Source organism: Streptomyces sp. NPDC091282, assembly GCF_044757385.1.
Classification (GTDB): Bacteria; Actinomycetota; Actinomycetes; order Streptomycetales; family Streptomycetaceae; genus Streptomyces; species Streptomyces gramineus.
Genome location: NZ_JBIVUX010000005.1, coordinates 302,507 through 329,008, shown reverse-complemented (window position 1 = coordinate 329,008; position 26,502 = coordinate 302,507). Strand labels below are relative to the sequence as shown.

The 26,502-nt window shown below is 69.1% G+C and carries 20 protein-coding genes; 9 read left to right on the top strand and 11 right to left on the bottom strand.

The features are described 5' to 3' along the window. Positions 1-14: 14 nt before the first annotated feature. From ACIQOE_RS24885 to ACIQOE_RS24875, 3 genes are all read right to left on the bottom strand, one after another. Entirely contained in the window at positions 15-1,706 is a 1,692-nt protein-coding gene (locus ACIQOE_RS24885) for a serine/threonine protein kinase (RefSeq protein ID WP_399011805.1), read from the bottom strand. A 119-nt stretch (positions 1,707-1,825) separates the two neighbouring features. Beyond that, positions 1,826-4,150: a murein biosynthesis integral membrane protein MurJ gene (gene murJ, locus ACIQOE_RS24880; protein ID WP_401413818.1), complete on the bottom strand. Its 2,325-nt coding sequence runs from the start codon at positions 4,148-4,150 to the stop codon at positions 1,826-1,828. Positions 4,151-4,196: 46 nt separating this feature from the next. Continuing rightward, positions 4,197-6,614, bottom strand: a complete 2,418-nt coding sequence (locus ACIQOE_RS24875) for a DUF6049 family protein (RefSeq protein ID WP_401413815.1) — start codon at positions 6,612-6,614, stop codon at positions 4,197-4,199. Positions 6,615-6,901: 287 nt separating this feature from the next. Between ACIQOE_RS24875 and ACIQOE_RS24870 the strand changes: the two genes are divergently transcribed. After that, entirely contained in the window at positions 6,902-8,371 is a 1,470-nt protein-coding gene (locus tag ACIQOE_RS24870) for a CCA tRNA nucleotidyltransferase (RefSeq protein WP_401413813.1), read from the top strand. 121 nt (positions 8,372-8,492) lie between these two features. Here the strand turns inward: ACIQOE_RS24870 and ACIQOE_RS24865 are convergent, their stop codons facing one another. From ACIQOE_RS24865 to ACIQOE_RS24855, 3 genes are all read right to left on the bottom strand, one after another. Beyond that, positions 8,493-9,755 carry an MFS transporter gene (locus ACIQOE_RS24865; protein WP_401413811.1) on the bottom strand — a complete coding sequence of 421 codons (1,263 nt, stop codon included), beginning with the start codon at positions 9,753-9,755 and terminating at the stop codon, positions 8,493-8,495. A 118-nt stretch (positions 9,756-9,873) separates the two neighbouring features. After that, complete coding sequence (locus ACIQOE_RS24860; protein WP_401413809.1) at positions 9,874-10,956, bottom strand: inositol-3-phosphate synthase; 1,083 nt, start codon at positions 10,954-10,956, stop codon at positions 9,874-9,876. Between the two features lie 43 nt (positions 10,957-10,999). Continuing rightward, positions 11,000-11,680 carry a helix-turn-helix transcriptional regulator gene (locus ACIQOE_RS24855; protein ID WP_401413807.1) on the bottom strand — a complete coding sequence of 227 codons (681 nt, stop codon included), beginning with the start codon at positions 11,678-11,680 and terminating at the stop codon, positions 11,000-11,002. 363 nt (positions 11,681-12,043) lie between these two features. Here ACIQOE_RS24855 and ACIQOE_RS24850 point away from each other — a divergent pair, with 363 nt between their 5' ends. Both ACIQOE_RS24850 and ACIQOE_RS24845 read left to right on the top strand, forming a co-directional pair. Beyond that, positions 12,044-14,695, top strand: coding sequence for a transglycosylase domain-containing protein (locus ACIQOE_RS24850; protein WP_401413805.1), 2,652 nt, complete (start codon positions 12,044-12,046; stop codon positions 14,693-14,695). A gap of 131 nt (positions 14,696-14,826) precedes the next feature. Continuing rightward, positions 14,827-16,326 carry a glycosyltransferase 87 family protein gene (locus ACIQOE_RS24845; protein WP_365559079.1) on the top strand — a complete coding sequence of 500 codons (1,500 nt, stop codon included), beginning with the start codon at positions 14,827-14,829 and terminating at the stop codon, positions 16,324-16,326. 108 nt (positions 16,327-16,434) lie between these two features. Here the strand turns inward: ACIQOE_RS24845 and ACIQOE_RS24840 are convergent, their stop codons facing one another. From ACIQOE_RS24840 to ACIQOE_RS24830, 3 genes are all read right to left on the bottom strand, one after another. After that, complete coding sequence (locus ACIQOE_RS24840) at positions 16,435-17,466, bottom strand: alanine racemase (protein ID WP_351316492.1); 1,032 nt, start codon at positions 17,464-17,466, stop codon at positions 16,435-16,437. Between the two features lie 65 nt (positions 17,467-17,531). Further along, positions 17,532-18,653, bottom strand: coding sequence for a peptidoglycan bridge formation glycyltransferase FemX (gene femX, locus ACIQOE_RS24835; protein ID WP_351317829.1), 1,122 nt, complete (start codon positions 18,651-18,653; stop codon positions 17,532-17,534). Positions 18,654-18,819: 166 nt separating this feature from the next. Then, complete coding sequence (locus ACIQOE_RS24830; protein ID WP_399011815.1) at positions 18,820-19,122, bottom strand: hypothetical protein; 303 nt, start codon at positions 19,120-19,122, stop codon at positions 18,820-18,822. 266 nt (positions 19,123-19,388) lie between these two features. Here ACIQOE_RS24830 and rpsF point away from each other — a divergent pair, with 266 nt between their 5' ends. The 4 genes from rpsF (at position 19,389) to rplI (ending at position 21,097) form a co-directional block, all read left to right on the top strand. Next, a complete protein-coding gene (gene rpsF / locus ACIQOE_RS24825) occupies positions 19,389-19,679 on the top strand; it encodes a 30S ribosomal protein S6 (protein WP_005482942.1) in 291 nt (96 codons plus the stop codon). 74 nt (positions 19,680-19,753) lie between these two features. Next, positions 19,754-20,350 (top strand): single-stranded DNA-binding protein, encoded by a 597-nt coding sequence (locus ACIQOE_RS24820; protein WP_365559081.1) that lies wholly within the window; start codon positions 19,754-19,756, stop codon positions 20,348-20,350. Between the two features lie 45 nt (positions 20,351-20,395). Next, positions 20,396-20,632, top strand: a complete 237-nt coding sequence (gene rpsR, locus ACIQOE_RS24815; protein WP_006381652.1) for a 30S ribosomal protein S18 — start codon at positions 20,396-20,398, stop codon at positions 20,630-20,632. A gap of 18 nt (positions 20,633-20,650) precedes the next feature. Then, on the top strand, positions 20,651-21,097 hold the full coding sequence (gene rplI / locus ACIQOE_RS24810) for a 50S ribosomal protein L9 (RefSeq protein ID WP_351316483.1): 447 nt from the start codon (positions 20,651-20,653) through the stop codon (positions 21,095-21,097). A gap of 162 nt (positions 21,098-21,259) precedes the next feature. On the opposite strand, the gene ACIQOE_RS24805 is transcribed toward rplI, so the two are convergent. Next, the gene (locus ACIQOE_RS24805) at positions 21,260-22,597 is read right to left on the bottom strand and encodes an MATE family efflux transporter (protein ID WP_401413801.1); all 1,338 of its coding nucleotides are present in this window, start codon (positions 22,595-22,597) and stop codon (positions 21,260-21,262) included. 459 nt (positions 22,598-23,056) lie between these two features. Between ACIQOE_RS24805 and dnaB the strand changes: the two genes are divergently transcribed. Then, a complete protein-coding gene (gene dnaB, locus ACIQOE_RS24800) occupies positions 23,057-24,532 on the top strand; it encodes a replicative DNA helicase (protein ID WP_351316472.1) in 1,476 nt (491 codons plus the stop codon). Positions 24,533-24,587: 55 nt separating this feature from the next. After that, complete coding sequence (locus ACIQOE_RS24795; protein WP_401413799.1) at positions 24,588-25,973, top strand: serine hydrolase domain-containing protein; 1,386 nt, start codon at positions 24,588-24,590, stop codon at positions 25,971-25,973. A gap of 69 nt (positions 25,974-26,042) precedes the next feature. On the opposite strand, the gene ACIQOE_RS24790 is transcribed toward ACIQOE_RS24795, so the two are convergent. Then, positions 26,043-26,495, bottom strand: a complete 453-nt coding sequence (locus ACIQOE_RS24790) for a GNAT family N-acetyltransferase (RefSeq protein ID WP_362639898.1) — start codon at positions 26,493-26,495, stop codon at positions 26,043-26,045. Positions 26,496-26,502 lie beyond the last annotated feature (7 nt).

Sequence of the window (26,502 nt, the reverse complement as noted above, 5' to 3'; positions counted from 1 at the left end):
CCTCCGCCCTGTGATCAGCTGGTCACCTTGATGTCCGCCACCCGTCCCCGGTAGTTGCCGTCCTCCGTCAGCGGCAGCTTGGTCAGCCAGACCAGCAGGTACCGGGACTTGAGGGAGCTGCCGGGCTTCAGGGTCACGCTCGTCCCCGAGCCGTCGGCCACCTTCGTGTAGGCGTCGAAGGAGGTCGGTTGCGAGGCGGCGCCGCCGGCCGCGGCACGCAACTCCACGGACGTGTCTCCCATGAAGGTAACGGTCACCTTCCCGATCTGCTGGACCTTGCCGAGATCGAGGATGACGCCGAGGCCCGGCTTCAGGTTTCCGAAGGTGGCGCCCTTGTAGAAGTCGGTCTGCCAGTAGGTCGACGGGCTGCCGTCGTAGACCTTGCCCACGTCGGCCGGCTTCTCGGAGCCGTCTCCGAACGGGTCGAAGTCCTGTGCCCCGCTGATGGCGATCGGCTTGCTGACCGGCTTCGGCGCGCCCTTGTCGCCGTCGTCGGTCGTCTTGGTGTTCGTGGTGTCACCGGACTTGTCGCCCTGGTCCATCAGGGCGTCCGCGAGCTGCCAGCTGCCCAGGCCCAGCGCGGCGATCAGCAGGGCGGAGACCGCCCACTTGAGGGCCTTGCCGGTACGGCTCTGGAGCGGGGGCGGCGGGCTCTGGAGCACCTGGGTGGCGCCGGGAGGCGTGGGGCGGCCGTAGGTGCCCTGCTGGTACGTGGTGCGCTGGTACTCGGGCGGCGCCGCGAACGACGGCTCCGGCGGGCGGATGCGGGGCATCTCGCCGATCGCCTTCACCAGCTCCTCCGGCGTGGTGCATGCGGACTCGTGGCGGGAGGCGGTGGCGCCGTCGTTGACCAGGGCCCGCATGGCGAGCTCCGACAGGCCGCGGTGGACGCCGGCCCGTACCTGGTCGGGAGCGATCAGGCCGATGTCCTTGGGCAGACCCGGCAGGCCGTAGGCATCGCTCGGGTACGGCCAGCGCTGGGTGAGCGCCGCGTACAGGAGGGCGCCGATGGCCTCGGTGTCGGTGCGCTGCGGAGTGTCCGAACCGATACCGCGCAGCGCCGCGTTGACCGCCAGGCCGCGGATGCGCCACTGGCCGGTGGAGGTGCGCAGCACGGCGTTGGGGTTCAGCCGGAGATGGGCCAGCCCCTCACGGTGCGAGGCCGCCATCGCGGAGGCGATCTGACTGACCATCTGGTAGGCGTCGTGCGGCTCCAGCGGTCCGGCCGCGAGCAGCGCGGTCAGCTCGGTCGCGTCCGGGAGCCACTCGTGCACGACGTAGACGAGGTCGTTCTCCTCGACCGCGTCGAGAACCTGTACGAAGCGCGGATCCCCGAGCAGTGCCGCGGAGCGGGCCGCGGCGAGCACGGCGCGGGTGCGGACATGGTCGGACGGCAGGATGTGCACGCCGACGGCGCGACGCAGTTTTTCGTCGACCGCACGCCAGCTGCTGAATCCGTCCAGACGGGTGACGCATTCCTCCAGGCGGTAGCGTCTGGCGAGTTTGTGACCGCTGTGCAGTTCGGGGGGTGCGGCCTTGTTGTCTGTCCCTGCCGCCGTGCTGCTCCCCTGTACCTCTTCGCTGTCCGTGTCCCGCTCCGGGTTCTGGGCCACCCCGTCGGCCGTGGACTGGACCGCCTTGGCGGTCAGCGGCTTGTCACCGCTGTTGTCTGCCACGTCGACGGCAGCCGTGCTCCGTTCCGCCACCGTCGTTCCCTGCCTCCCCATCCGTTGCACGCCGTCCGACGCCGAAACCAATTGTGCCCACAGTCTGCCGCTATGCACGACACACGGCGGCGGTCGATGGTTGTGCGCGTACCCCTGCCTCAGCGCCCCAGACGCCCGCGCACCATACCGACGAGAGAGTTGAGCTCCTCGATCCGCATGCGGCGCGCGGCGATGTAGAAGACACCGAGCAGTACGGCCCCGCCGGCCAGCAGCGCGGCGAGGGACCCGGCCACGCCCTGACCCAGAGTGTGGCCGATGCCGTAGCAGGCCGCACCACTGAGCAGAGCGGCCGGCAGGGACGCGATGCACAGCCGGGCGTAGGTGCGGGTGACGCGGGAGCCGTCCAGGTCGCCGCCGAGCCGCTTGCGCAGCCGCTTCCAGGCCACGCCGACGCCGATCGCGTAGGCGAGGCCGTAGGAGGCGGCCATGCCGGCCACCGCCCAGCGGGACGGCAGCAGGACGTAACAGGCGACCGAGGCGCCCGCGTTGACCGCGGCGACGATGACCGTGTTGTAGAAGGGGGTGCGGGTGTCCTCGTAGGCGTAGAAGGCGCGCAGGACGACGTACTGCACCGAGTACGGGATCAGGCCGAGGCCGAAGGCCATCAGCATGAACCCCATGTTGGTGGCCGAGCTGGTGCCCGAGGAGCCGAAGATCAGGGTGCACATCGGGATGCCGAGTGCGAGGAATCCGAAGGCGATCGGGACGATCGCGACGGCGGTGGTCCGCAGGCCCTGGGAGATGTCGTCGCGGACGGCGCCGGTGTCGTCCTCGGCGGCCGAGCGGGAGATCCGCGGCAGCAGGGCCGCCATCAGGGAGACCGTGATGATGGCCTGCGGCAGGCCCCAGATCAGCTGCGCGTTGGCGTAGGCGGCGAAGCCGGTGCCGTCGACCGGGGAGCTCTTTCCGGCCGAGGTCGACAGCTGGGAGACGACGAGCGCGCCCGCCTGGTTGGCGAGGACGAACAGCACGGTCCACTTGGCGAGGGTGGCGGCCTTGCCGAGGCCGTGGCCCCGCCAGTCGAAGCGCAGCCGCATCCGGAAGCCGGTCTCGCGCAGGTAGGGGATCATCGCCAGGGCCTGGACCACGAGGCCGAGCAGGACACCGAGGCCGAGCAGCCGCTGGCCCTCCGGCGGGATCGTGGTGACCTTCATCCCGGAGTGCGCCGCGGTGCCGTACACCCAGATGAACAGGCCGAGGGTGACGATGATGACGATGTTGTTGAGGACCGGGGTCCACATCATCGCGCCGAACTTGCCCCGCGCGTTGAGGACCTGACCCATCACCACGTGGATGCCCATGAAGAAGATCGAGGGCAGGAAGTAGCGGACGAAGGTGATGGCGACCTCGTTGGCCGCCGGGTCGCTGGCGACCGAGTCGGACAGCACCCGGATCAGCAGGGGGGCGGCCGCGATCGTGGCAGCGGTGAGCAGGCCGAGCGCCACCATGACGAGGGTGAGCAGGCGGTTGGCGAAGGCCTCGCCGCCGTCCTCGTCCTCCTTCATGGCCCGCACCAGCTGCGGCACGAAGACGGAGTTGAGGCCGCCGCCGACGGTCAGGATGTAGATCATCGTCGGCAGCTGGTAGGCGACCTGGAACGTGTCACCGAGCAGGCCCACACCGAGGGCGGAGACGATCAGGGCGGAGCGGACGAAACCCGTGAGGCGGGAGACCATCGTGCCCGCCGCCATCACGGCGCTGGACTTCAGCAGCCCGGAAGCACGCCCGCCTTTCTTGGCAGCGGGGGCCGAGGACGCCGTGGCAGCGGCGGGAGGGATGGGCTCCGGCTCGGTGGCGGGGGTCTCGGGCGCGACGGGTGCCTGCGGGTAACGGGGCGCCTGGTACTGAGGGGTCCCGTACTGGTTCTGGGCGGCGGGAGCCTGCGGCGCCGACGGGTACGGACCGGAGGGCTGCTGCGGGTACTGGGCCGCGGGATTCGGGACGGACCGCGGGGTGCCGCCGCCCTGCTGCTGGTCCCGGAACAGGTGCGCGAAGGCGTCCGGCTCGTGGTGCTCCTCGCCGGAGTGCGTGACCAGGTCGTCCACGCCCACGTACTGGGTGGTGCGCGGGTTGTCGCCGTAGGGCAGGTACTGGTTCGGGCTCTCCGGCTCCGGCGCCGGCGTCTGGGCCCACACGTGCGGGTCGGGGGCGTACGGCGACTGGGCGGGCTGGCCGTACAGCGGCTGCTGCGGGTACGTGCCGGGGGGCGGCGGCGGGTGCGCGGCGCGGTCGTAGAGCGCCTCGGCGACCGGGTCCTGGGCGGAGAGGTCCCGCGCCCGGTAGGGGTCCTGGTCGTAGGCGTCCTGGAGGTACATGTCAGCCGCGTGCTGCTGCGGCGGGACCTGGCCGGCCTCCGGCGGCGGCTCGGGGTAGCCCGAACCGGCCGCGCCCTGGCCGCGTTCACCGTCGTACGGCGCGTTCATGGTTACCCCACCTCATCGTCCCGGGCCACACCGGCCACGACATCGCTCAACGGTCCACTCTCTCACCCGTTCCGGACGGGTCGGCGCTTTCCGGTGCGGTGTCCGGTGTCGGGTCACTCGGCTGCTCAGGGTCGTCTGCCCCGGAGCCCGCCTCGGACTCTTCGTGGAGACGATCGCCGCGAGGGTCGGGGTTCCCGGGCCCGCCGGAGACCTCGGGTCCGGTGCCCTCCGGGGCCTCCGGGGCCTCGGGGGTCTCCGGGGCGTCCTCGCCCGTCTCGTCGGGGCCGCCGTCCTCCCCGGCGCGGCGGGCGGCCGCCCGCTTGCGCTGGGTGTACATCCGGAAGCCCGCCAGCACCAGCAGCAGCACACCGCCGCCGATGACCAGCATCACGGTGGGCGTGACCTCGGTGACCTTCACGTCGAACTGGACCGGGGCGCCGTACTCCTGCCCGTCCTGTGTGTAGAGCTGGGCGATGACCTCCACCCGGCCGTTCGCGTTGGCCGACGTGGAGAACTTCACGGACTGGGTGTGGCCGCCGGAGACCTCGACCGGCTGCTCGTAGTAGGCCTTGCCGCCGATCTCCAGGCGGGTCGGCATCGTCGAGGTGAGCCGCAGGACGAGATGGTCGACGCCCTGGACCAGGTTGTTCTGGACGGTCACCGGGATGACGGCGCTGCGGCCGGAGAGCTTGGTCTCGGACTTGTCGATCAGCTTGACCTGGCCGAGGAGGCTGTCGAGCCAGGACTCCACGCCCGTGCGGAAGCTGTCGGCCTCGCTGCCGCGTCCGCGCCACGACGTGGACATCTCACGGTTTATGGCCCGCCCGAAGGGGGTCACCACCCGCGACTGGTTGGTGAGGACCACCTGGAAGTTGTCGAGCTTGTCCTGGGTGCGGGCGATCTGCTCGAAGGCCGTCCGGGGCAGCTCCTGCTTGCGCAGCGAGGAGGGGTAGGCGGACGACGAAGGGATCTTCGTGGTCGCGCCGGGATCGGGCTTGTCCTTGGCCGCCGCCGCGAGGGTCTGCGGCTGCGACCAGTTGCTGTCCTGGAGCGCGGTGATCGCCGCGGCCATCGCCTGGGCCTGGCCGGCCGACGGCATGCGCTGCGGGGCGACCACGATGCTGCGCTGCTTGTCGGTCTGGGTGTTCAGCGCCAGGCTCTGGGCCAGGAACCGCTGCACGGCGAGGGTGGCCGAGTCGGCGTTCGTCAGGTCGCCCTGGAACGCCGTGGACAGGCGCGCGTCGGCGACCACCGCTGTCGTGCCACCGCCGATCGGACGCGCCGCGGAGGGCGTGTAGGACAGCCCGCCCGTCTCCTGGAGGCTGTCGCTGCGGGCGATCACCTTGTCGGCGCCCCCCGAGGTGGCGACCTTGATGATCGACGGGTCCACCGCGCCGTTCACCGGCCACGCGAAGTCCGTGCTCGGTGTGACGTGGAGCACGGTCTCCACCGTGGTGGCGGCGACATCGGTGGCGTCCTTGAGGTGGCTCAGCGAGCCGGTCACGCTGGTGCCGTTGTGGGCGAGGGAAGCGAGGTCCGGATCGGCGAAGGGGAGGGTCACGACCTCCTTGTCCGCCACCGCGCTCTGCAGGTCGGCCAGGAACTGCTTGGCCACCGCCTGGTGGGTGCCCGCCGTGGTGCTCTCGCCGGGGCCCTGGACCCGGTAGCTGCGGGTCATCGCGTCCACGGAGGCCAGCAGATCAGGGTCGAGCACCCAGGTGACGTCGAGGTCCTTGCCGAGCGCCAGCATCTGGGCCAGCCGGCCGCCGGGCGAGATCTCCTTGGCGAGGTCCTCGTTCAGGAAGACCGGCGTCTGCAGCTCGCCCGCGCCGGTCTTCGCCGTCACGTGGACGGAGGAGATCAGCGGCCACAGGTACGTCGTCCTGGTCTGCGTGTCCGCCGCGGAGGACTGCCACGGCAGGAACGTCCGCTGGATGCCGAGCACCTGGTCCCACGGCTGCGCCGAGGTCTGGCCGGACAGCGAGACGCCGAACGGGTACACGCCGTCCTGGCCGAGGCCGAGCTTGTCGACCGGTACGGAGATGCTGAAGTGTTCGGCGACGCCCGGGGCGAGCGAGTCGAAGTCCTCGCTGTACTTGCCGCCGACCGCCGTACCCACACCCGACTGGAGATCGTCGGGATGCCGGGCCGCGGCGTCGATGGCGGAGCGTGCGCTGAGCTGAGAACCCACGCGTACGTCCACGTGGGCGTCCGTGACGGCCTGCTTGCCGTTGTTGGTCACCGTGCCGGAGACCGTGACGGTGTCCCCGTCCGTGGGCGCGCTGGGGCTGAGCGAGTCCAGAGCGACGGACACGGCGTCCGAGTCGGCCGCCTGCGCCGGCAGCGCGGCGGGCAGCTGCACCAGCGCGGCCAGCAGCGGCGCGCCCGCGAGCAGTGCCCCGGTGCGCCGCAGCCAGCGGCGGGCAGGTGAGGGCGTCCCCTGGAAGTCTGCCGCCTCGGCCACGCGCTCGTCCGTCCCTCGTCATTGTCAGCGGTCGTCGGAATGTGCGTCCACGCATGGTAACGAGGTGCGCTGAACGGAAGTGCCGCGGTCTGCTCCACAAGATCGGAAGAGGAGACCGGCCCGTCCCCTATATCCAGTATCACCGCGGGATTCGTGTAAGTGCCGAGCGCTGCCCTTGTAGGGGAATCCAGTGAGATGTCCCACGCCTTTTCATGGAGGCTCTGTGTGGGGCGCTGCCGGGATATGGAGGAGATTCGGGCCGCTCGGGGCACGTACCCTTTTCTGTTGTGCCGAACGCCAATGAAGAGACTCCTTCCTCTGCCCTGAGCCAGGCGCAGCAGCGCGCGGTGAGCGAGCTGCTGCGGGTGGCGCCCGTCGCCGACGATCTCGCCCGCCGATTCCAGGAGGCCGGGTTCTCGCTTGCCCTGGTCGGCGGCTCGGTCCGGGACGCGTTGCTGGGCCGGCTCGGCAACGACCTGGACTTCACGACCGACGCGCGTCCCGAGGACGTACTGAAGATCGTCCGGCCCTGGGCGGACGCCGTCTGGGAGGTCGGCATCGCCTTCGGCACCGTCGGGGTACAGAAGGAAGCCCACGTGGGAGGCGCTGTCAGAGCCTTCCAGATCGAGATCACGACGTACCGGTCCGAGGCGTACGACCGCACCTCGCGCAAGCCCGAGGTGTCGTACGGCGACTCGATCGAGGAGGACCTCGTCCGGCGTGACTTCACCGTCAACGCCATGGCGGTGGCGCTGCCGGAGAAGGAGTTCATCGACCCGCACGGCGGGCTGCACGACCTCGCGGCCTGTGTGCTGCGCACTCCGGGGACGCCCGAGGAGTCCTTCTCGGACGACCCGCTGCGGATGATGCGCGCCGCCCGTTTCGCGGCTCAGCTCGACTTCGAGGTGGCCCCCGAGGTCGTCGCCGCGATGAAGGACATGGCCGGCCGGCTGGAGATCGTCTCGGCCGAGCGGGTCCGGGACGAGCTGAACAAGCTGATCCTCTCCGCTCACCCCCGCAAGGGGCTGACGCTCCTCGTGGACACGGGCCTGGCCGACCACGTCCTGCCGGAGCTTCCGGCCCTGCGCCTGGAGAGCGACGAGCACCACCGGCACAAGGACGTCTACGACCACACGCTGATCGTCCTGGAGCAGGCCATGGCGCTGGAGGAGGGCGGTCCTGACCTCACTCTCCGTCTCGCCGCGCTGTTGCACGACATCGGCAAGCCCCGCACTCGCCGTTTCGAGCAGGACGGTCGTGTCTCGTTCCACCACCACGAGGTGGTCGGCGCGAAGATGACCAAGAAGCGCATGACGGCTCTGAAGTACTCCAACGACCTGGTGAAGGACGTCTCGCACCTGGTCGAACTCCATCTGCGGTTCCACGGCTACGGCTCCGGTGAGTGGACGGATTCGGCGGTCCGCCGCTACGTCCGTGACGCGGGACCTCTGCTCGGCCGTCTCCACAAGCTGACCCGTTCCGACTGCACCACGCGTAACAAGCGGAAGGCGGCGACGCTCTCCCGCGCCTACGACGGCCTGGAGGAGCGGATCGCCGAGCTTCAGGAACGGGAGGAACTCGACTCCATCCGTCCGGACCTCGACGGCAACCAGATCATGGAGATCCTGGGCATCCGGCCCGGCCCGGAGGTCGGCAAGGCCTACAAGCACATGCTGGAGCTCCGGCTGGAGAACGGGCCGATGGAGCGGGACGCTGCCGTGACAGCGCTCAAGGAGTGGTGGGCCGAGCAGGGCTGAGTACATGAGCGGGGCATGTTTCACGTGAAACACGGCGCGTGAACGGAAGACAGGGGCGATGTTTCACGTGAAACATCGCCCCTTCGCCGTACAGGCAGGACCGGCAGGGCCGGTGTGACTCTCAGCGGCGTTCGAAGCGGGCCATGAACGTCGACACACCGGCGTAGATGAGGGCGACGGTGACCACGAGAGCGGCGGAGCGGCCGTCCGGTGGAAGCATCAGGGCGGCGACGCCGGCTGCGCCCACGAAAGCCACGTTGAAGAGCACGTCGTACACGGAGAAGATCCGGCCCCGGAAGTCGTCGTCGACGGACGACTGGACGATGGTGTCGGTGGCGATCTTCGCGCCCTGGGTGATCAGTCCCAGGACGAAGGCGGCGATGAGCATGGGGACGGTCGTGAACGGGAGACCCAAGGCGGGCTCCAGTACGGCGGCGGTCGCGGCGCACACCGCGATCCAGCGCCCGGGGCCGAGCCGGCCCACGGCCCACGGTGTCACCACGGCCGCGGCGAAGAAGCCCGCGCCGGATATGCCCAGCGCCAGTCCGAGCAGCCCGAGTCCGTCGTCCGGGTCGGAGGAGAGCGCGTAGCGGCACAGCATCAGCACGAGGACCAGCAGGGCGCCGTAGCAGAAGCGCATCACCGTCATGGAGAGCAGCGCCCGGACCGTCTCGCGGCGCCGGGGTTCGGCGAGGTGGTGTATCGCCTCCCGGAGGTCGCGTGCCGTGGTGATCACGGCCGTGCCCAGACCGGGCCGTGCCGGGTGCCGATCGGGGCCGAGGAGCCCGGGAGCCATGGACAGGGAGGCGAGTGCCGCGAACAGGTACAGCGTCGCGCCCAGGAGCACCACGGCGGTGTCGGAGTCCGATGCCAGCAGCCGGACGGTGAAGGCGAGACCGCCGCCGATCGTCGCAGCGAGGGTTCCCGCGGTCGGGGACAGGGAGTTGGCCAGCACCAGGCGTTCGGTGTCGACGACCCGCGGCAGGGCGGCGGACAGGCCGGCGAGGACGAAGCGGTTGACGGCGGTGACACACAGGGCGGAGGCGTAGAAGAGCCAGTCGGGGACCTGGGCGGCCATGAGTGCGGCGGTGACGGCGGCCAGCAGCGCGCGCAGCAGATTGCCGTGGAGGAAGACCTGGCGACGGCGCCAGCGGTCCAGCAGGACACCGGCGAAGGGGCCGACGAGGGAGTACGGGAGGAGCAGGACCGCCATCGCCGAGGCGATCGCTGCCGGTGAGGTCTGCTTCTCCGGCGAGAAGACCACGTAGGCGGCGAGCGCGACCTGGTAGACGCCGTCGGCGCCCTGGGAGAGCAGACGGACGGCGAGCAGACGGCGGAAGTTCCGCAGGCGGAGCAGGACACGCAGGTCGCGGACGACAGGCATGGGGCACAGCCTCACACATGGGGAAAGTCCCCGGGTCGGGGGACCCGGGGACTCTCACAGCCCTGGCAGGAGCGATTTTTTGCGAGCGCGGGACGCCAGCGCCCCGCGCTGTGTCGACCTAGCGCTCGACGTCGCCGCGGATGAACTTCTCCACGTTCTCGCGGGCCTCGTCGTCGAAGTACTGGACCGGCGGGGACTTCATGAAGTAGCTCGACGCGGAGAGGATCGGGCCGCCGATGCCGCGGTCCTTGGCGATCTTCGCGGCGCGCAGGGCGTCGATGATGACACCCGCGGAGTTCGGGGAGTCCCAGACCTCGAGCTTGTACTCCAGGTTCAGCGGGACGTCACCGAAGGCACGGCCCTCAAGGCGGACGTAGGCCCACTTGCGGTCGTCGAGCCAGGCCACGTAGTCGGACGGGCCGATGTGGACGTTCTTCTCGCCGAGGTCCCGGTCAGGGATCTGGGAGGTGACGGCCTGCGTCTTGGAGATCTTCTTGGACTCCAGCCGGTCGCGCTCCAGCATGTTCTTGAAGTCCATGTTGCCGCCGACGTTCAGCTGCATCGTGCGGTCCAGGATGACGCCCCGGTCCTCGAACAGCTTCGCCATGACGCGGTGCGTGATGGTGGCGCCGACCTGCGACTTGATGTCGTCACCGACGATCGGGACGCCCGCCTCGGTGAACTTGTCCGCCCACTCCTTGGTGCCGGCGATGAAGACCGGGAGGGCGTTGACGAACGCGACCTTGGCGTCGATGGCGCACTGGGCGTAGAACTTCGCCGCGTCCTCGGAACCGACGGGCAGGTAGCAGACGAGGACGTCGACCTGCTTGTCCTTGAGGATCTGGACGACGTCGACCGGCTCGGCCTCGGACTCCTCGATGGTCAGGCGGTAGTACTTGCCGAGACCGTCGAGGGTGTGGCCGCGCTGGACGGTGACGCCGGTGTTCGGCACGTCGCAGATCTTGATGGTGTTGTTCTCGGAGGCGCCGATGGCGTCCGCGAGGTCGAGGCCGACCTTCTTGGCGTCCACGTCGAACGCGGCGACGAACTCGACGTCCTTGACGTGGTATTCGCCGAACTGGACGTGCATCAGGCCGGGGACCTTGGACGCCGGATCGGCGTCCTTGTAGTACTCGACTCCCTGCACCAGCGACGCGGCACAGTTGCCGACGCCGACGATGGCTACGCGCACCGAACCCATTCCGGTTGCTCCCTGTGTGTACGAGTGAGGCCCTGACCGGGTCTCACGTGGTGGTGTCGCCGGGCAAATCCGGCCGGGTCTCCCCGGACCGGGGCAGGTTGCCCGCCGTTCCATTGGTGGTGTTCTGCTGAGCGGACCCCCCGGAAGCGGGACTCTTCATGTCCCGCCCGGCCCGCTCGCTCTCGATGAGCTCGTTCAGCCAGCGCACTTCGCGCTCCACGGACTCCATTCCGTGGCGCTGGAGCTCAAGCGTGTAGTCGTCGAGGCGTTCCCTGGTGCGTGCCAGCGAGGCGCGCATCTTCTCCAGGCGCTCCTCCAGCCGACTGCGTCGGCCCTCCAGCACGCGCATCCGCACGTCGCGCGAGGTCTGGCCGAAGAAGGCGAACCGGGCGGCGAAGTGCTCGTCCTCGTAGGCGTCGGGGCCGGTCTGGGAGAGGAGCTCCTCGAAGTGCTCCTTGCCCTCGGCCGTCAACCTGTAGACGATCTTGGCGCGGCGGCCGGAGAGCGGCGCGGCCAGGGCGTCCTCGGAGGTGCTGCCCGGTTCCTCGATCAACCAGCCGTTGGCGAGCAGCGTCTTGAGGCAGGGGTAGAGCGTCCCGTAGCTGAACGCCCGGAAGACGCCCAACGAGGTGTTGAGCCGTTTGCGCAGCTCATAGCCGTGCATCGGGGATTCGCGGAGCAGGCCGAGTACGGCGAACTCAAGAATGCCGGACCGCCGGCTCATGAGCGCCTCCTCTCGTCTCTGATGCGCTTATCTCGCTCTGATGTATCGGCTCGATACATCATGACGATAGATCGGCGATCCCGGTGCGACAAGAGGAACGACGGTGAACGGGATCACATCACCGATTCGTAGGAGGCAACTTGCCTGATTTGGGGTGAACTTCGGGGCTCGGCGGGTTTTGGTGGTGCGTAGTCTGTGCGGCATGCAGACCACCGGGAACCAAGTGACGCCTGGGGGGCGTCCCTGTCCTCGGTGCAGTACGGGTGAATGCAGGACCGACCACATCCGTACTTCGGGGGGACCGGAAACCAGCCGCCGTTTCCAGGCGCGCACGGGTGCGCCTGCCCGAGGAGTAATCGTTCGATGAGCGAGCACCGTCGCAAACCGCAGCAGCCGCAGGGAGGCGGACGTGCCGCGGCCCGACGCGGCCAGTCCGACCCGTCCGCCGGCCGCCGTGCGGCCCCGCGAGGCGCCACCGGGTCTCCTTCCGACTCCTATGGGTCCCGTTCCTCCGGGCCGGACTCCCAGGGCTCGGGGGGTGAAGAGCGCCCCTACGGCGGCCGAGCCGAGGCACGCCGGGCGGCGCAGAAGAGCACCGGAGGCCGCCGCAGAACGCCCGACAACGGAGGCCGCGGTCCCGGTGGTCCTGCCGGGCCGGGGCGTGGCAGAGGCCGGGCGTCGACGGCGCCCGGCAAGAAGCGCCTGATCGACTACCCCAGGGCGAACAGGTTCGGCTGGCGCCGCTGGGTTCCCTCCTGGAAGCTCGCCTCCGGCCTGTGCATCACGTTCTTCGGCAGCCTGGTGGCGCTGGTCGGCGTCGGGTACGCCATGGTGGGCGTCCCGGACGAGAACACCGCTGCCAAGTCCCAGAACAACGTCTACTACTGGGCCGACGGCAAGCAGATGGTCGCGACGGGCACCGGCATCAACCGGCAGAACGTCACCATCGACCAGATCCCCAAGGCGATGCAGTACTCGGTGATCTCGGCGGAGAACAAGAGCTTCTACACGGACCCCGGCGTTGACTTCAAGGGCATCGCCCGTGCGCTGGTCAACATGGCCCAGGGCGGTGAGACGCAGGGTGGTTCGACGATCACCCAGCAGTTCGTGAAGAACACCTACCTCAGCCAGGACCAGACGGTCACCCGTAAGTTCAAGGAGATGTTCATCTCGGTCAAGGTGGGCACCAAGTTCACCAAGCAAGAGATCCTGCAGGGCTACCTGAACACCTCGTACTTCGGCCGTGGGGCGTACGGCATCCAGGCCGCCGCCCAGACCTACTACGGCGTGGACGCGAAGGAACTCAAGCCCAGCCAGTGCGCGGTCCTGGCGGCCCTGCTGAAGGGCGCGACCTACTACGACCCGGCCGGCAACCCGGACATCGACCCGGCGGCCACCAAGGACGCCAACTACAAGCGCTCGCACGACCGCTGGGGCTGGATCCTCGGGGAGATGCACAAGGATCAGCACCTCTCGGACGCCGAGTACCAGACGGCCATCAAGAAGTACCCGGAGCCCCAGGGCCGTAAAGCGGTCAAGGGCATGACCGGGCAGATCAGCTACCTCGCCGACACGGCCAAGAAGTATGTCCTCGCGCACTCCAACGTCACGGAGGCGCAGTTCGACAAGGGCGGCTTCCAGATCTACACGACCTTCGACAAGGACAAGGTCAACGCGCTGAACGCGGCCGTGAACAAGGTCCAGAAGGCGCGCCTGGATCCCAAGCACCGGGACAAGGACAAGTACGTCCAGTTCGGCGCGGCGTCCGTCGTTCCCAAGGACGGCGCGATCGTCGCCCTGTACGGCGGCGCCGGCTACGAGAACAACCACTTCACCAACAACGCCGACACCTCCGGTGTCCCCGTCGGCTCGACGTGGAAGCCGTTCGTCCTGGCTGCGGCCATGCAGGAGGGCACGTACAAGACCGACGGCGAAGGGGTCTCGCCGCTGAGCAAGTACAACGGCGACGACAACCTCAAGGTGCGGAGGCCGGACGGTACGTACTACCTGAACAAGGACAACTCGATCTTCCGGCAGAGGAACGAGAGTGGCTATCCCTGGGGCTACATCACCCTGCGCAAGGCGATGGAGCAGTCGGTCAACACGCCGTTCGTGCAGCTCGGCGTGGACGTGGGACTCACGAAGGTGCGGGACATGGCCCATGCCTCCGGCATTCTGACCGACAGCATGCTGCAGGGCCTGAACCCGTCGTTCGCCATCGGTACGTCCACTCCCAGCGCCATCCGCATGGCCGATGCGTACGCGACCTTCGCTGCGTCCGGCGAACACGTGGACCCGTACTCCGTGATCACGGTCAAGGAGGACGGACGGGAGCTGAGCGGCTTCGAGAAGCCGAAGCAGACCAGGGCCATGGAAGAGAACGTCGCGAACAATGTGACGGACGTCCTGCAGAACGTCATCCAGAACGGTACGGGTACCAATGCCAAGGCCCTGGGCCGTACGGCAGCGGGCAAGACCGGTACCACCGACAGCAACAAGTCGGCATGGTTTGTCGGCTACACGCAGCAGCTGTCGACCTCGGTGGCGATGTTCCGTGAGAACCCCAAGGACGCCGAGCTGCTCTCCATGAACGGCACCGCCGGCGTGGCGTCCATCCACGGTGGTGACATTCCGACCTCGGTGTGGACCGAGTACATGTTGGCCGCGCTGAAGGGCAAGAACGACCCCGGCTTCCCGGACGCCACCAAGATCGGTGAGATCGCCGACGAGGCGGGTGCCCCCTCCCCGACGCCGAGCCCGACCATCACGCCGAGCGAGACGCCCAGCGAGACGCCGAGCGCCACGCCCAGCGAGACGGTCACCGCTCCCTCGCCCACCGTGACCGAGTCCTGCCGGTTCGCCTGGAACTGCCAGGGCGACGGCGGTACCGACGCGGGCGGCACGGGAGGGACGACGTCCTCGCCATCGGCCACCGAGTCGACCGGTGAAGGCGACACCAGAGGCAATGCCAATGGTGGAGGCAACGGGAATCTCTTCGGCGGACCGAACGGCTAGCCGTGAGATCTGACCGGTAGGTGACCATTTCGCCCGCCGACGTGTGTTTCACGTGAAACATGGGCCGCCGCATCCGACGAGGTGCGGCGGCCCTCGGCGTTTTCCTAGAGAGGTACGGCAGGATGGGCCCCATGCCCAGTGCAGAGACGACGCCCGCGGGCGTGCGCGAGCCGGAGCCGGTGCGTCCGACCCGGGAGGACCCGGTCGCCGCCGCCGGTAGTGAGCTGATCGGTGGCCCCATCGGGCGGCGTGCGCTGCTCGGGACGTCCTGGTGGACGCCGCTGCGGGTCGTGGTCCTCGTGGCGATCGGCATGTTCGCCCTGGGCCTGATCCAGAAGGCGCCCTGCTACGACGGCGGCTGGTTCTTCGGCGCGAGTTCCCAGTACACCCACGCCTGCTACTCGGACATCCCGCACCTCTACCAGGGGCGGGGCTTCGCGGACGGCCTGGTGCCGTACTTCGACAAGCTCCCGGGCGACATGGACTACCTCGAATACCCGGTGCTGACCGGTGTGTTCATGGAGGTGGCCGCGTGGCTCACGCCGGGCAGCGGCAGCATCCAGCTCCAGGAGCAGGTGTACTGGTTCGTCAACGCCGGGATGCTGATGATCTGCGCCGCCGTCATCGCGGTGTGCGTCGTCCGTACGCAGCGCCGGCGGCCCTGGGACGGTCTGCTGGTCGCCCTGGCGCCCGCCTTCGCCCTGACCGCCACCATCAACTGGGACCTCCTGGCGGTCGCTCTGACGGCCGCGGCGATGCTGATGTGGTCCCGGAGCCGTCCTCTCGCCTTCGGCGTCCTCCTGGGGCTCGCCACGGCCGCCAAGCTGTATCCGGTGTTCCTCCTGGGGCCCCTGTTCCTGCTGTGCTGGCGTGCGGGCAAATGGCGGGACTTCCTCACCGCGGCCGGCGGCGCCGTCGTCGCCTGGCTCGCCGTGAACCTGCCGGTGATGATCTTCGCCTTCGACGGCTGGTCGAAGTTCTACACGTTCAGCCAGGAGCGGGGTGTCGACTTCGGCTCCTTCTGGCTGATCTGGGCGCAGAACACGACGAGCCCGCCCAGCACCACGTTCGTGAACAACGCGGCGACGGTCCTGGTGGTGCTCTGCTTCCTGGGCATCGCGGCCCTGGCCCTCACCGCACCGCGCCGGCCGCGCTTCGCGCAGCTGGCCTTCCTGGTGGTGGCCGCCTTCATCCTCACCAACAAGGTCTACTCCCCGCAGTACGTCCTGTGGCTGGTGCCGCTGGCCGTCCTCGCCCGGCCCAAGTGGCGGGACTTCCTGATCTGGCAGGCGTGCGAGGTGGCGTACTTCCTGGGGATCTGGATGTATCTCGCGTACACGACCAGCGGTGACGCGCACAAGGGCCTGCCGACCGCCGGCTACCACTGGGCCATCGCGGTGCACCTGCTCGGCACGCTCTACCTCTGCGCGATGGTCGTACGCGACGCCCTCATGCCCGAGCGGGACGTGGTGCGTCGCTCCGGTGACGACGACCCCTCGGGCGGAGTGCTGGACGGCGCGGAGGACGTCTTCGTGCTCGGCGCGGCGGCCCGTCCCCCGCGTCATGCCGCCCAGTTCGAGGGGCCGCAGGTGGAGTGGGGCAACCGGGCCCCCGAGGACAGTTCGCTCTGAGCGAACAGCTTCCGCAGGGAGCGGCTCGGACCGCAGGAGCAGAGGACGCCAGAGGGAAGGGCCGTACACGAAAACCGTGTACGGCCCTTCTCGCGTTCCGGGGACCGGTCAGCGGTCCACGATGCGGTCGAACTGGGTGGTGGTGTGCCGCAGATGGGCCACCAGCTCCTCGCCCACCGTCGGCTCCGGAGCGTCGTTCGGCACGAACAGGATCGACACCTGCATGTGCGGCGGCTCCGCGAACCAGCGCTGCTTGCCGCCCCAGACGAACGGCGAAAGGTTCCGGTTCACCGTGGCCAGGCCGGCCCGTGCGACGCCCTTGGCGCGCGGCATGACGCCGTGCAGGGCCTTCGGCGCCTCCAGGCCCACCCCGTGCGACGTACCGCCCGCCACGACCACCAGATAGCCGTCCGAGGCCGCCTTCTGCTGCCGGTAGCCGAACCGGTCGCCCTTGGCGACGCGGGTGACGTCCAGGACCGCCCCGCGGTACTCGGTGGCGTCGTGGTCCCCCAGCCACAGCCGGGTGCCGATCCGGGCCCGGAAGCGGGTCTGCGGGAACTGCTGCTGCAGCCGCGCGAGTTCGTCGGCTTTGAGGTGGCTGACGAACATCGTGTGCAGCGGCAGCCGGGCCGCGCGCAGCCGGTCCATCCAGCCGATGACCTCCTCGACGGCGTCCGAGCCGTCGGTCCGGTCCAGCGGCAGGTGGATGGCGAAGCCCTCAAGCCGGACGTTCTCTATGGCCGAGTGGAGCTGCGGCAGGTCCTGCTCGCTGATGCCGTGGCGCTTCATCGAGGACATCACCTCGATGACCACGCGTGCACCCACCAGGCCGTACACGCCGTCGATGGACGAGACCGAGCGGATGACCCGGTCGGGCAGCGGGACGGGCTCCTCGCCGCGCCGGTACGGCGTCAGCACCAGCAGGTCGCCGCCGAACCAGTCCTTGATGCGCGCGGCCTCGTACGTCGTGCCGACGGCCAGGACGTCCGAGCCGAGGCGGGTGGCCTCCTCCGCCAGGCGTTCGTGCCCGAACCCGTAGCCGTTGCCCTTGCAGACCGGGACGAGACCCGGGAACTGCTCCTGCACGTGCTTGTGGTGCGCACGCCAGCGCGCGGTGTCGACGTAGAGCGTGAGCGCCATGGCCGGACCTGGGACCTTTCTGGATGGCTGGGGTGTTTCAGGCTATAGAAGCACGGAGCGTGACGTCAGCGGCGCGACATGTAGATGTCGAGAGCCTTGTGGAGCAGCTTGTTCAGCGGGAAGTCCCACTCGCCGAGGTATTCGGCGGCCTGGCCGCCGGTGCCCACCTTGAACTGGATGAGGCCGAAGAGGTGATCCGTCTCGTCCAGCGAGTCCGAGATGCCGCGCAGGTCGTAGACGGTGGCGCCGAGTGCGTAGGCGTCCCGCAGCATCCGCCACTGCATGGCGTTGGACGGGCGCACCTCGCGGCCGATGTTGTCGGAGGCGCCGTAGGAGTACCAGACGTGCCCGCCGACGATCAGCATCGTCGCCGCGGACAGGTTCACCCCGTTGTGCCGGGCGAAGTACAGCCGCATCCGGTTGGGGTCCTCGGTGTTGAGCGCCGTCCACATGCGCTGGAAGTACGACAGCGGACGCGGCCGGAAGTGGTCGCGCACCGCCGTGATCTCGTACAGCCGCTGCCACTCCGCCAGGTCCTGGTAACCGCCCTGGACGACCTCGACGCCGGCCTTCTCGGCCTTCTTGATGTTGCGGCGCCACAGCTGGTTGAAGTTCTTGTGGACCTCTTCAAGGGAACGGTTCGCCAGCGGCACCTGGTAGACGTAACGCGGCTGCACGTCACCGAAGCCGGCGCCGCCGTCCTCGCCCTGCTGCCAGCCCATCCGGCGCAGCTTGTCGGCCACCTCGAAGGCGCGCGGCTCGATGAAGTCGGCCTCGATGTCACGCAGGCGCTTCACGTCCGGGTTCTGGATGCCGGCCTTGATGGAGTTGGCCTCCCAGCGCCGGATGATCACCGGCGGGCCCATCTTCACGGAGAACGCGCCCTGCTGCTTGAGGTGGGCCAGCATCGGCTGGATCCACTCGTCGAGATTCGGCGCGAACCAGTTGATGACCGGGCCCTCGGGGAGGTACGCGAGATAGCGCTTGATCTTGGGCAGCTGGCGGTACAGCACCAGGCCCGCGCCGACCATCTCGCCGGTGCGCTCGTCGAACCAGCCGAGGTTCTCCGAACGCCACTCCGCCTTGACATCTGCCCAGGCCGGGACCTGCATGTGGCTAGCCGCAGGCAGGCTCTGGATGTATGCCAGATGCTGTTCGCGGCTGATGGTCCGCAGGGTCAGGCTCATGTCGGGGCGCTCCTCGGGCTGGTGTGTCCCCATGGGTACAGGGGCTCCGGCTCTCGCGGCGAAGCCTACTGCGCCTTGTCCGTGACCCGACTGGGCGTACACCACCAACGCCCCGGCACCGGTGCGGCCGGGGCGTGACGCGGTGGTGCGGGAGGGGGCCGGAGGCCTATCCGAACAGGCCGCCGTGGGCCATGCCGATGAAGAAGCCGATGCCCGCGGCACCGAGACCCAGGATCAGACCGAAGCGCTCGCGTGTGGTGATCGAGACCCACTGGCCGTACAGGCCGGTGAAGATGCCGATGAGGCCGGCCCACGAGCTGAGCAGGTGCAGGCTGTGGAAGAACGACGTGATGAAGGCGATCAGGCCGAGCGCCAGCGTCACGGCCATCAGCGTGTCCTGGAGCACATGGGTCTTGCCGTCGGTGGCGAACAGGGATCCGGCGGTGTTGGGTCGCAATGCCTGTGCCATGGGGCACCTCCTGCGGAAAGCGGCGCATCGTAGCGCCGTACACACCCGATGTGTACAGATTGTGGGCCCCGGCGGCCGGATTTCAACCGGAAGCAGGTGTGCGGGTAGTGTGTACCGTCTGCACCGGTGTCTGCCCAGGCCCGCGGCCGGGGATCCCGAGGGAAGCCCCCCGCTTGTCAGTGGCGGCCGATACCGTTGCGTACGCATCACAACCCTCCTGCCACGGAACGACCGTGGCCGCTGAGTCCAAAGGAGGTGGGTTCCACATGCGTCACTACGAGGTGATGGTCATCCTCGACCCCGATCTGGAGGAGCGCGCTGTCGCCCCCCTGATCGAGAACTTCCTCTCCGTCGTCCGTGAGGGCAACGGCAAGGTGGAGAAGGTCGACACCTGGGGCCGTCGTCGTCTCTCGTACGAGATCAAGAAGAAGCCCGAGGGCATCTACTCGGTCATCGACCTGCAGGCCGAGCCTGCGGTCGTGAAGGAGCTCGACCGCCAGATGAACCTGAACGAGTCGGTCCTCCGGACCAAGGTCCTCCGTCCCGAGACCCACTGAGCTTCCCGCTCAGCTGATCTCGGGTTTCGAGTAGCAGCAAGCAGCCAGCAGCAAACCCGCCGAGAGGTACCCCCATGGCAGGCGAGACCGTCATCACGGTCGTCGGCAATCTTGTCGACGACCCCGAGCTGCGCTTCACCCCGTCCGGTGCGGCGGTCGCGAAGTTCCGCGTCGCGTCCACTCCCCGCACCTTCGACCGTCAGACCAACGAGTGGAAGGACGGCGAGAGCCTGTTCCTGACCTGCTCGGTCTGGCGTCAGGCGGCGGAGAACGTCGCCGAGTCGCTCCAGCGAGGCATGCGCGTCATCGTGCAGGGCCGGCTGAAGCAGCGGTCCTACGAGGACCGTGAGGGTGTCAAGCGCACGGTCTACGAGCTGGACGTCGAGGAAGTCGGCGCCAGCCTGCGCAGTGCCACGGCCAAGGTCACCAAGACCGCCGGTGGTGGCGGACGCGGTGGCCAGGGCGGTTACGGCGGCGGTGGCGGCCAGGGTGGCGGCGGCTGGGGCGGCGGCTCCGGCGGTGGCCAGCAGGGCGGCGGCGCTCCCAACGACGACCCCTGGGCCTCCGGCGCTCCCGCCGGCGGTGGCAACCAGGGTGGCGGCGGCTGGGGCGGCGGCTCCGGCGGCAGCGGCGGCGGTGGCGGCGGCTACTCGGACGAGCCCCCCTTCTAGGGCACGGCTCGCATCCCCACTTCTTGATCACACAGGAGAAACACCATGGCGAAGCCGCCTGTGCGCAAGCCTAAGAAGAAGGTCTGCGCGTTCTGCAAGGACAAGGTCCAGTACGTGGACTACAAGGACACGAACATGCTGCGGAAGTTCATTTCCGACCGCGGCAAGATCCGTGCCCGCCGCGTGACCGGCAACTGCACGCAGCACCAGCGTGACGTCGCCACGGCCGTCAAGAACAGCCGTGAGATGGCGCTGCTGCCCTACACGTCCACCGCGCGATAAGGGAAGGGTGACCGACACATGAAGATCATCCTCACCCACGAGGTCTCTGGCCTCGGTGCCGCCGGCGATGTCGTCGACGTCAAGGACGGTTACGCTCGCAACTACCTGATCCCGCGGAAGTTCGCTATTCGCTGGACCAAGGGTGGCGAGAAGGACGTCGAGCAGATCCGTCGTGCTCGCAAGATCCACGAGATCCAGACCATCGAGCAGGCCAACTCCGTGAAGGCCCAGCTCGAGGGCGTCAAGGTCCGTCTGGCCGTCCGCTCGGGCGACGCCGGTCGTCTCTTCGGTTCCGTCACCCCGGCCGACGTCGCTTCGGCGATCAAGGCTTCCGGTGGCCCCGAGGTCGACAAGCGCCGCATCGAGCTGGGCTCGCCCATCAAGACGCTGGGCGCCCACGAGACGTTCGTGCGTCTGCACCCCGAGGTTGCCGCCAAGGTCAGCATCGAGGTCGTCGCGGCCTGAGGCTGCGATCGGATCGAGCAGTAGCTGAAGGGGGCCGTACCCGCGAGGGTGCGGCCCCCTTCGGTCTGCCGGCATCGTGCAGTGCGGCGGGTGTTTCACGTGAAACGTGGCAGCTCGCGGTGATTCACGTTTCACGTGAAACAGGCGCGGGGTGGTGGACCGTCAGCGCGTCGCACCGGTCACGATCCAGCGGCCCGAGCGGGTGCGCAGCCAGAGCGTCAGCATCCGGGTGAGCATCATGAGGGTCATGGCCGCCCAGAGTGCCGTGAGCCCGCCGCCGAAGGCGGGGACCAGAAGCGCCACCGGCGTGAAGACGGCCAGCGTCATGACCATGGCCCCGGCGAGATACGGCCCGTCTCCCGCACCCATGAGGACGCCGTCGAGGACGAAGACCACGCCGGAGATCGGCTGGGAGAGTGCCACGATGAGCAGCGCCGGCAGCGCGATGTCCTTGACGGTCGGATCGCTGCTGAACAGGGGCAGGAAGAACGGCCGGGCGGCCACCACGAGCAGACCGAGGACGACTCCGGTGGCGATGCCCCACTGGACCATCCGACGGCATGCCTCACGAGCGCCGGCGGTGTCGCCCGCGCCGAGGTAGCGGCCGATGATGGCCTGCCCGGCGATGGCTATCGCGTCCAGGGCGAAGGCCAGCAGACTCCACAGGGACAGCACGATCTGGTGGGCGGCGATGTCGGCATCGCCGAGCCGGGCGGCCACGGCAGTGGCGATCATGAGGACGGCCCGCAGGGAGAGCGTCCGGACGAGCAGAGGTGCCCCGGCCTGGGCCGAGGCACGGATCCCGGCCGCATCGGGGCGCAGAGATGCTCCGTGCTTGCGGGCTCCCCGCACGACGACGGTCAGATAGACCGCCGCCATCGCGCACTGGGCGATGACGGTGCCCCAGGCGGAGCCGGCGATGCCCAGTCCGGCGCCGTAGACGAGCCCGGCGTTCAGGGCGGCGTTGGCGACGAAGCCGCCGACGGCTACGTACAGCGGGGTTCGGGTGTCCTGGAGGCCGCGCAGGACGCCGGTCGCGGCGAGCACGATCAGCATGGCCGGGATGCCCAGTGCGGAGATCCTCAGATAGGTGGTCGCGTAGGGTCCGGCGGTGGCGGAGGCCCCGAAGAGATCAACGATGCCGGGGGCCAGGGGCAGGGTGACGGCGATGACGCCCAGTCCGAGCAGGAGCGCCAGCCAGATGCCGTCCATGCCCTGGCGGATGGCCGCGGGAAGATCGCCGGACCCGACCCTGCGGGCGACGGCCGCAGTGGTGGCGTAGGCGAGGAAGACGAAGACGCTCACGGCGGTGGTGAGAAGTGCGGAGGCGACGCCGAGGCCCGCGAGCTGCGCGGTGCCGAGATGGCCGACGATGGCGCTGTCGGCCATGACGAAAAGAGGCTCGGCGACGAGCGCGCCGAAGGCCGGGACGGCCAGTGCGACGATCTCGCGGTCGTGCCGGCGTCGGGTGGCCTCGGGGATCGCGGGAGCCTGTGACATGGGCGCTAATCTAATCGTCCACAGGTAAGAGATGCAATTGCCATGCGCCCCTTACTCGGGTCGGTGTGGGCCATGCCTTCACGGATCGGCTGAAGCGATCTTGATCCGACTGGGAAAGTTTTTCTTCTGCACAGCCGGTGGACGGGAAAGGTGCAGGTCAGAGCGAGTCGCCAAGAAAGTTCGAGGGCTTGTTCACAGGGCTGTCCACCGTGTCGTGCACAGGTTTCGGCGAGTTCTCCACAGCATACGGGCCGTCGTCCACATGGCCTGTGGATAACCAGATTGGCTGACGGTGCCCGCGGGCCTACCGTGGTCCGGCGCACGCTCCTCCACATGGCCTCGGAAACCTCACAAAACCGACGCGCTGGGAACCGGAATGGGCGCCTTGGTTTGTCAGTGCCGTGCCGTAGAAATGTGGCCACGGCGAGGTCCGCCGGGCGGACGGGAGGAGGTGGCTCGGTGAGTATTTCCGAGCCCTTGGACGATCCGTGGGCCGAGGCCGGTCCCAGTGATCGCCTGCCCGCCTCCCGCGGACGCGGTGACAGCGGCCGGGGGCGGGACGACCGGCACGACCGGGGCCGGGACAGCGGGGACTGGGACGGCGGAGGGTCCACCTTCGAGCGGATCCCGCCGCAGGACCTCGACGCCGAACAGTCCGTGCTCGGCGGCATGCTGCTGTCCAAGGACGCCATCGCCGACGTCGTGGAGATCCTCAAGGGCCACGACTTCTACAAGCCTGCGCACGAGACGATCTACCAGGCGATCCTCGACGTCTACGCCAAGGGCGAGCCGGCCGACCCCATCACCATCGCCGCCGAACTCACCAAACGCGGTGAGATCAACAAGGTCGGCGGGGCCTCCTATCTGCACACCCTCGTCCAGATGGTGCCGACGGCCGCGAACGCCGAGTACTACGCGGAGATCGTCCACGAGCGTGCGGTGCTGCGCCGTCTCGTCGAGGCCGGAACGCGGATCACGCAGATGGGATACGCGGCCGACGGCGACGTGGACGAGATCGTCAACAGCGCGCAGGCCGAGATCTACGCGGTCACCGAGCAGCGGACCAGCGAGGACTACCTGCCGCTCGGCGACATCATGGAGGGTGCCCTCGACGAGATCGAGGCGATCGGCTCCCGCACCGGTGAGATGACCGGCGTGCCCACCGGCTTCACCGACCTGGACTCGCTCACCAACGGCCTGCACCCAGGCCAGATGATCGTCATCGCCGCCCGCCCCGCCATGGGTAAGTCCACCCTCGCGCTGGACTTCGCCCGGGCCGCTTCGATCAAGAACAACCTGCCCAGCGTCATCTTCTCCCTTGAGATGGGCCGCAACGAGATCGCGATGCGTCTGCTGTCCGCCGAGGCCAGGGTCGCCCTGCACCACATGCGCTCCGGCACGATGACCGACGAGGACTGGACCCGGCTCGCCCGCCGGATGCCCGACGTGTCGGCCGCGCCGCTGTACATCGACGACTCCCCGAACCTGTCGATGATGGAGATCCGGGCCAAGTGCCGCCGGCTCAAACAGCGCAACGACATCAAGCTCGTGATCATCGACTATCTGCAGCTGATGCAGTCCGGCTCCAAGCGCTCCGAGAGCCGTCAGCAGGAGGTCTCGGACATGTCCCGTAACCTCAAGCTGCTGGCCAAGGAGCTGGAGGTCCCGGTGATCGCGCTCTCGCAGCTCAACCGTGGTCCCGAGCAGCGTACGGACAAGAAGCCGATGGTCTCCGACCTGCGTGAGTCCGGCTCCATCGAGCAGGACGCCGACATGGTCATCCTGCTCCACCGCGAGGACGCCTACGAGAAGGAGTCGCCGCGCGCGGGCGAGGCCGACATCATCGTCGGCAAGCACCGAAACGGTCCGACCGCGACGATCACCGTGGCCTTCCAGGGCCACTACTCCCGCTTCGTGGACATGGCACAGACCTGATCCGCACCACCGAAATGGACTCGACGCGGCCCTGCTCACCGGGTGGACTGGGCGCATGACGACATTTCAGGAAGAGCTGCTGCCCGCCACCCGACGGGCGCTGCTGCATCGGATCGCCGTCGCCCAGGCCGAGGGACGGGCGCCGTCACTGGTGGCCGCCGTCGTGCGCGGCGGCCGGGCCGTCTGGCACGGAGCGCGGACCTCGGTGGGCGGGCACCAGCCGGACGAGGACGTGCAGTACCGCATCGGCTCGATCACCAAGACGTTCACGGCGGTCCTGGTGCTCCGGCTGCGTGACGAAGGGCTGCTCGATCTCGGCGATCCGCTGGAGAAGCATCTGCCGGGCACCGGCGCGGGGGAGGCGACGATCGCCGAACTCCTCGCGCACACCGGCGGGCTGGCGGCCGAGTCGCCCGCGCCCTGGTGGGAGCGGACTCCGGGCTCGCTGCGGCCCGAGCTGAGCGACGTCCTCGGAGAGCAGCCTCTCCTGCACCCGGTCGGCCGCCGGCACCACTACTCCAACCCCGGTTACACCCTGCTCGGCGCCCTGGTCGAGGGGCTGCGCGGTGCTCCCTGGGAGGAGGTGCTCCGGCGGGAGGTGCTCGAACCGCTGGGTCTAGACCGCACGAGCTGCCGGCCGCTCGCGCCGCACGCGGGTGGCTGGGCGGTGCATCCCTGGGCCGATGCGATGCTTCCGGAGCCGCTGGAGGACCTCGGGCGGATGGCACCGGCGGGGCAGCTCTGGTCGACCACGGGCGATCTGGCCCGCTTCGCGGTGTTCCTGGCGGCCGGTGACGACCGGGTTCTGAGCGCCGAGTCGGTACGGGAGATGCGCGTCCCCGCGGCTCCCGCCGAGCCCGCCGATGTGCTGGACGGTGCCACCTACGGGCTCGGTCTGCAGATCCAGCGCCGTGACGGCCGGTTGCTGGTCGGGCACTCCGGCTCGCTGCCCGGCTTCCTGGCCAGTCTCACCATCAGCGTGGACGACGACGTCGCGGCCGTGGTGCTCACCAACTGCACCTCGGGCCCCACGGTGACCGCCGTCGGCGCCGACCTCGTACGCATCGTCGCGGAGGCCGAGCCGCGCATTCCCGAGCCGTGGCGGCCGCTGGCCCAGGTGGACCCGTCGGTCCTGGAGCTGGCGGGCCAGTGGTACTGGGGCACGCACCCCTTCGCCCTGCGGGTGACGGCCGACGGGCTCATCTCGCTGGGGCCGCTGTCGGGCGCGGGCCGCCGTGCGTGCTTCCGGGCCAACGGCGACGGCACCTGGACCGGACTCGAGGGCTATTACGCCGGAGAGCTTCTACGGCCCGTACGGCGGTCCGACGACACCGTGAGCCACCTGGACCTCGGATCCTTCGTGTTCACGCGCCAGCCGTACGAAGAGACCGCTCCGGTACCCGGTGGGGTGGACCCCGAGGGATGGCGGGGGATCGGCTAGACCGGCGGAGGGTGGCGTTTCACGTGAAACGCCACCCTGAGGATCGCGCGGACCGTCAACGCCCGCGGGTCAGAGCTCCAGCTTGAAACCGACGTGCGAGCCGGTGAAACCGAGCCGCTCGTAGAAGCGGTGGGCGCCGGTGCGGGACGCGTCCGAGGTCAGCTGCACCAACTGGCAGCCCTGACGGCGGGACTCCTCGATCGCCCACTCGATGAACCGGGTGCCCAGCCCGCCGCCGCGCTCGTCCGCGTGGATGCGTACGGCCTCGATGATCGACCGGGTCGCGCCCCGCCTCGACAGGCCGGGGATGAACGTGAGCTGGAGCGTGCCGACGACGCGGCCCTCGCGCACGGCGACCACCAGCCGCTGGTTGGGGTCGGCGTTGAGCCGCTCCAGGGCGCTGAAGTAGGGGGTCAGGTCGTCCGGTGATTCCCGCCGGGCGCCCAGCGGGTCGTCGGCGAGCATGCCGACGATGGCCGGGACGTCGTCGGCGACCGCGGCGCGTATGTCAAGATCTCCCATGCTCGCA